The sequence below is a fragment of the Ruegeria sp. YKSD163 genome, from assembly GCF_059612905.1.
Window position 1 is genome coordinate 89,336 of record NZ_JBXWRM010000003.1, and the last position, 6,908, is coordinate 96,243.

Here is a 6,908-nt window from a genome sequence, read left to right on the forward strand (position 1 = left end):
GCCGGGGCGAAACTGAGCCTGCGAATCCAGGGAAAGCTCTGACGCGCCTTTCGAACCGGCCGCCGTCACCCTTTCGAGGAAGAGGGCGGTGGTTCGGTCATTGACGGTTTGAAGCGGGGAGAGAGGCTTTCCGCACCGTCGGAGATATGCCCATGTTCGACCTTCCTTTCCAAACTCAGTCGGCAACGCAGACAACAGGTTTGCCGCCAAGCTTCCTGACCGCTTTCTGCAGATCAAGACTTGCCGTTTGCGCTCAAGACGGCTTGCAATGCGCCCGCGGCTCTCATGTCCGGGCAGGCACACCCCAAGGTACTGGCGCGGTTTTCCACGCTGGCCGAGGCCATGCAGGGGGCAATCGTTCACACCGAAGATATCACCCCTCATGACGCGCCGCGCATCCTGGCGATCCTCAATCGGGAGGGCCACCTCGTTCTGGCCGGAGCAACAAGTGATGGCGGGAGACCGAGCGGCGCATCGTGGCTTACTTCCGGAAACGTCGCATCGGCCGAAATCGGATCAACACCCGATACCGCCGTCGCGACGTCGGGCGTGCGTCTCTGCTCGCGTGTGCCGCCAGCGCCCCGTGTCCGGCGCATGCCCAGTACCGCGCCCCCCTAGGGGCGGCACTCTGGGAGCCGAGCCTGTCGGACAAGATCGGTTCCTGGCAACAGTGCTCGCGCATTGTTTGTATTGGAAATCTCGGCGCTGCTTTCCTGTCCCGGGCCTTCGTGACGTAGCTCTCAGGTTCTTCACGATCATCGTCGCTTCTCGCCATAGGTAATGGCGTTCGCCATAGAACCTCTACGTTCCACGCCTAGGCGGAAACCTGATGTGCACCAACGCCGCCATGCGGACGATTTCGGAGCTGTCCTTGTCGTTGCCAACTGCAGATGGTTTGATCGTGGCCCAGCGCCAAGAAATCGCCTTGCCCGCCCCAACCAAGTTTCCACTCACAGCGCCTACTCTGGCGATCCGGTAAAAGCGAGGTTCTCTGCCATCTGTTCGTCTAGTTCCAATAGATGACGGCGGGCGTTGGCGTGGGTGTGTTCGGCACGGCGCTGTGCGTCGGACAGCGCCGACAGTACGGCGCGCCCGCCGAAATGGGTTATGAAACGGCTGTAGCGCCCCCCGAATTCGGACAGCAACGAATCCTCGGCGGACAAGATCGCCTCGGTGCTGCCGGGGTCGCCCTGCCTGCCTGCGCGGCCCGAGAGCTGGCGGTCGATCCGACGGGAACTATGCTTCTCGGTCATGATGACATGCAGCCCGCCCGCCTTGCGCGCCTCGGCATCCAGAATGATGTCGGTACCGCGCCCGGCCATGTTGGTGGCGACGGTCACCGCGCCGGCCCGGCCCGCCTCGGCGACGATGGCCGCCTCGTCTGCGTCCTGCGCAGCGCTGAGGACCCTGTGCTCTACCCCGAGCGCGTGCAGCGCGGCACTTGCAGCCTCAGAGGCGGCGACGGTTCGGGTGCCGATCAGCACCGGGCGGCCTCGGGCCGATAGCTCTTTGGCGCGCTTGGCGACGCGTGCCCACTTGGTCGCGGCACGAGCCGAAACCAGGGTTTTCCAAGTCCGGCGGCGTGAACGCTTGTTCGTGGGGATCCGCACCACTGGCAGGTCATAAACCGACCAGAATTCGTCGGCCGCCTCGGTCGCGGTACCGGTCATGCCGCCAAGGTGGATGTAGCGGCGAAAGAAGCGCTGGAACGTGATCTGAGCGAGCGTGACGCGACGCGTGGTGATTTCCACGCCCTCCTTGGCCTCGACCGCCTGGTGCAGCCCCGCCGACCATGAGCGATCGGGCATGATGCGCCCGGTATATTCATCGACGATCTCGACCTTGCCGTCGCGCAGGATGTAATGTTCGTCACGCCTGTGCAGGTGAATGGCGCTGAGCGCGGTGCGCACCGCGTCCTCGCGGATCGGCGCTGGTTGCCATGCGGAGGGCATCCGACTGGCTTGATCCGCTAACCTGTCGCACCCCTTTCGGCCCAGTTCGACCGTATGGCGCAGCCGGTCGATGCGATAATCGCGCCCCTCTTTCATCTCGGCGGCAATGGCGTGGGCGGCACGGGCCGCTTCGGCCTCGGTCTCTGCATCCGCCGGGGGGACAGACAGGATCAGCGGCGTGCGCGCCTCATCGATCATCACGCTGTCGACCTCGTCCACGATGGCGAATTGCAAGCCGGGCAACAGCAGGCCGGTCCCCTCGAAATACGCGCGTGTGCGCAGGCCGATATCCCCTGACCGCCCGCCCATCGCGACACGGTCGCGCAGAAAGGTGAAAGCAACCTCCTTGCCTGAGGCATAAACGATGTCGGCGGCAAAGGCCGTGCGACGGTCATCTGGCGTACAGCCTGGCTCGATCGCAGCGCAGGTCAGGCCCAATCGGGTATAGAGGCGCTGCATGGTCTCGGCATCGCGACCCGCGAGGTAGTCGTTTGCGGTAATGACATGCACGCGCCGACCGGCCAATGCGGCAGCTCCCGCAGCAAGGGTGATCGCAAGTGTCTTGCCTTCACCGGTCTGCATCTCTGCCACGGCGCCGTTCAACACCGCGCGTGCGCCAAGGATCTGGGTCACATAGTGGCGCTGACCAAGTTCGCGCCCCGCACATTCGCGGATCAGCGCGAAACTTCGGGCCAACAGCGCCTCGCCCGGATGGGCGCGCGCCGCGCGCAGGTCGTGAGCCGCCCGGCGCACTTCGTCGTGGAGCTCACCATCGGACAATTCTGCAAACCTCTTACCGCGGCGCAGGACGCGCCAGGCGAAAAACCTTGTTGGCCGGGCGCGTCTGCGACGCCGTGGAAGGAGGGTGTATTTCTCGATCCAACGGTCGAGCTTGGACTTCGCCGGTTCGACGGGCGCGCGGGGATAAAAAGCGCCTGCTGCCTGTCCGGGGAAAGTATCAGACATTGAGGTCTCGCAAGAAAATCTGCCGCACCGCACGCAGCATTTGTGCCCCCAAGGGCGCAGAACCATGGTCGAAGCGCACCGAAACCCGTTCACCGAGCGAAGTCAGCGGGCGCCCGTCCATTGGCTCGACGTCCATGACAAAGATGGTTCCGACAGGGGTCAAGGGCTTGTCAGCCGTCGGATCGACGGGGATCGGACCACCTGCCTCGGTCGCCAAAGCTGCACTTGGCAGGACCGGGACAGCAGCGGGGGTGCCGCGGGTCAGTACCGCTGGCACCGGGTCCATGGGCGCGCTGGTCAGGCGCATCTGCACCGCCTCGATGCTGCGACGCACCAGATCGATCTTGGCCTCGGGTATGACCACCCTGACAACACCCGTCTGAGATCCGATAACCCAAGCCAGTTCTTCGCCCTTGCGGACATAGCGCCCCACAAGATCGTCGCCCGCCGGCAGCAGCAGCGTACCGGCCACTGACGCGGTCACGATCTGCTCGCCCCGCCGCTCGACCGCCAGCGCATGCTCTTCTTCGGCAAGCGCCAGTTCCTGTGCAACCATGTCGGCCCGCACCCTGTCGCTGGCCAGCGCATTGAAACGGCGCAACCTCAGTTCCTCGATCCGGGCCTCCATCTGCCGCACGCGAGCGTCCAGCAGAGGGTCGCTCACGCGCAGGATCGGATCCCCTGTCTCTACCGGATCACCGGGGCGCGCCAACAGTTCCTCGACAAATCCTTCCGCGCCGCTCAATGCCCGCGCGGCCTCTGGCGCGCGGATCACGCCGCTGACGATAGTGGCTGAGGGCACGGGCTGAACAAAGAGCGCCCAGACCACCGCCAGCGCCAGCGCCGACGTGACCATTAGTGCGCGGAACCGGTGCCCCTGTAACCGCTGGCTGCCAAGGACAAAGCGGATACCCCGCACCGCGGGGACAATCAGCAGCAGGACACCCGCCCAGAATGCCAGAAGCAGCCCGATCTCGAAGAACATGCCCGCAACCAGCAGCATGATCGTCAGCATGATCATGTACCGATAGACCAGCGAAAGAATTCCGTAGACAGTGAACCAGGTCGCCTCTCCGCGCGCCATAGCGGGTGAAACGGCGTTCTTCATTCCGAAGAGATAGCGCTGTGTCAGGTATTGCAGATGTTGGGTCGAACGGGTGCCGAGGTTCGGGATCTCGATCAGGTCGGCAAGGACATAGTAGCCATCGAAACGCAGCAGCGGGTTGCCGTTGAAGAACACGGTTGAGAGCCCGGCCAACAGCATCACGTTCATCATGGCCGCCCGCAGCAGACCCGGCTCCATCTGCACCCAAAGCAGCGCCGCGCCGCCAGCCAGAAACAGCTCGACCAGGATCCCCGCCGCAGCGACTCCCGCACGCTGCCATTTCGACCGGAACGCCGAGGAGGCCGAGGCGTCCACGTAAGGCACCGGCATGAAGACCAGGAACATGACACCGATCTCGTGCACTTCGCCGCCCCAATGGCGGACTGCATAGGCGTGGCCCAACTCGTGCACCGCCTTGACCAGCGGATAGACCGCGAGGATCAGCAGCAGATTGCCTGCTGTCAGTGCCCGATCGGCAATGTTGGACTGCAGCGCGTCGAGGTTCTGGAGCCCGGCGAACAGGCCCCCACCGACCACCGCCAGCCATACAACCACGCCGAACCAGGAAAAGAACGGCCGCACCAGCCATCCCGTCGCGCGAACGAAATTGTCAGGGTCCAGCACCGGCACCCGGATGGCGAGCGGGTTGCGAAGACTGGCGAGGCGCTTCTTGCGGGTATCGGACCGGCCACGTTGAACGACCTGCTCCATGTCGGGAGGGATCGCGGCGTGCAGCACGTCGGATCGGTGCAGCCGGATCAATAGCTGGATCACCTCGTCCTGTGTTGGCAGGTCGTCACCCAGTGCCTCGGCGGCGGCACGCCAGATCTCTTCCATCGTGCGCCGACCGTTCATCAAGCCGACAAGGCGCCAGGCAGCTTCGGACAGGCGTAGATAGGCGCCGCTGGCGTGATCCTCGACGACGTACCAGACCTCGCCCCGGAACACGGCGCGATGTACCTCGGCATGGGTACGAAGGCGCGGCGTCAGGTCGGCGACGCGATACCAGATCTGGCTGTGTAGCGATCTGCTCATGGCAGCCAGCGCCAGACCGCCATCCGCGCCCAGTTCCGCAGACCATGCGTCCAGATCAAAAGCAGCGAGCGTTCATCCACTGTAACCTTGGCGATTCCCTCCATGCCGGGACGCAGCAGGTCTGTCTGTTCGGACAGTTGCGCATCGACCCGGAACACGTTTCGGCCATCCTCGACCCCGGCGACAGATGTGACACGACCGGTTTCCATTCCGAACGTCTGCCCCGGCAACGCGGTCAGAATAACCTCACCGGCCAGCCCCTGTCCCACCAACGCAAGGTCGCGCTCGTCGACCGACAATACGATACGATAAGCGTCCAGCGGCGCGATCTCGTAGAGCACCTGCCCGCGCGATACCGGCGCGCCAACGGACTGATCCAAATCGCCCGACAGAACCACCCCATCGAACGGAGCGCGCAGTTCGGTTCGGGCAAGACGTTCCTCGAGCAGAGCAATTTCGGCCTCGGCCTGGCTGATCTGGGTGGCGGCAATACCGATGGCGGCACGGTCGCGCTCTGCCAGCGCGGTCTCGTACTCGCGCTGACGCTGGGCACGGACGGTATTCCAGCGCGCGATTTCCAGCCTCAGGTCGCGGTCGTCCAGCGTCGCGAGGATGTCGCCCTCGGCCACGATGTCGCCGGGGATCGCAGCGGCAGACGCGATGTATCCCTCCAGCGGAGACGCGACTACGCGGCGGATCTCGCCCTCGACCCGCGCGCCCGCAGTGATGTGAAAGGGCGCTGCAGTTGTCCAGGCGAACCACAATGCAACGCCCGACAGCAGGATCACCGCCTTCAGCCCCAGCTTGCGGGGGCCGAGGACGGCGGCGCCAATGCGGCCAATCTCTGCCAGCACCTTGACCGGCAGGGCACGATCGTTCAGCCGCTTTTCCTCTAGCACCGGGCCAAGGATACCGGCCACCGCTTCGACAAGGTCGACTTCTTCGTCTCGAAACGGGTTGTTGCCGCCGCGTTCCAACACCATCGCCCCTGTCACTCGGCCATCGCGGCGCAGCAAAACGGTGAGCACAGCGCGGGGAACGCCGGACCGGATCAGCTCCTGATGTGCGGCTGTCAAGGTCAACGTGTCCTCGCCATCCTGCGGCATCCGGATCGCATCACCCTGGTCGATGGCCTCGTCCATCGAGTCGGTGATCCGCTGGACAAGTTCCGAGGACCGCTGGAAACCGCCGCTGTGAGACAACGAGACAACCTTGGACCGTCGGCGGCGACGGCGGCCAAGCGCCACACGGTCGCAGGCGAGCCGATCGCAGAAATCCGTGACTGCCGTGGCGGCAGCGACGGACCAGCGCGGCTCGTCCAGGGTACCCGCCAACAACTCGACGGCGGCGCGTGCCCTGGCCTGGCTCAACGCGCCTTCGTTCAGGTCACGGACCACGAGACGAAGCTCGATGGCCGGAAGCGCCCATTTCACCTCGTCCACCACGCGGCGCAGGTCCAGATCGGCGCGGACGGCAAGCTGGATCGCGACCACGCCGAAGAGCGCGCCGTCGCGCAGCACCGGAACGCCCACCGCACAACAGGTCGCGCCACGTTCCTGAAAACCGCTTTTCACAATCGGCTTGCGTTGCGCGATGGCGAGGTCCACGGCAGAAGCCAGCCCTTCGCCCGGTTCTGCGTCCCTCGGTGCGCGGGCCGCCAGCCGGAATGGCCCTGTGTCGCGCGGGCCAAGCGCCAGTACAACAATGTCGGCGCTCAGGCGCTTGCATAACTGGTCGGTCCAGGCGACCAAGGCCGTCTGCTCATCCGTCTTGGTCGGGGATACCTGCGCAGACTCTTCGGCGCCTTCCACCGGACCAGCCGTCATTTCCAGGTTAGATCGCGTTTCCAA

3 protein-coding genes are annotated in these 6,908 nt (G+C 64.8%); all 3 read right to left on the reverse strand.

Annotated features, from left to right (window positions below):
• Positions 1–959 precede the first annotated feature (959 nt).
• The 3 genes from AC2FNA_RS05850 to AC2FNA_RS05860 are packed head-to-tail and all read right to left on the reverse strand — an operon-like array spanning position 960 to position 6,908.
• A complete protein-coding gene (locus tag AC2FNA_RS05850; RefSeq protein ID WP_496825110.1) occupies positions 960–2,918 on the reverse strand; it encodes a preprotein translocase subunit SecA in 1,959 nt (652 codons plus the stop codon).
• Positions 2,911–5,058, reverse strand: a complete 2,148-nt coding sequence (locus tag AC2FNA_RS05855; protein ID WP_496825111.1) for a peptidase M50 — start codon at positions 5,056–5,058, stop codon at positions 2,911–2,913. The genes AC2FNA_RS05850 and AC2FNA_RS05855 overlap by 8 nt, the downstream gene beginning before the upstream one ends.
• Complete coding sequence (locus tag AC2FNA_RS05860) at positions 5,055–6,908, reverse strand: GAF domain-containing protein (RefSeq protein ID WP_496825112.1); 1,854 nt, start codon at positions 6,906–6,908, stop codon at positions 5,055–5,057. The genes AC2FNA_RS05855 and AC2FNA_RS05860 overlap by 4 nt, the downstream gene beginning before the upstream one ends.

Excerpts from the sequence above, each read along its gene's own strand:
- AC2FNA_RS05850 (WP_496825110.1), bottom strand. The coding sequence starts at position 2,918 with ATGTCTGATACTTTCCCCGGACAGGCAGCAGGCGCTTTTTATCCCCGC.
- AC2FNA_RS05855 (WP_496825111.1), bottom strand. The coding sequence starts at position 5,058 with ATGAGCAGATCGCTACACAGCCAGATCTGGTATCGCGTCGCCGACCTG.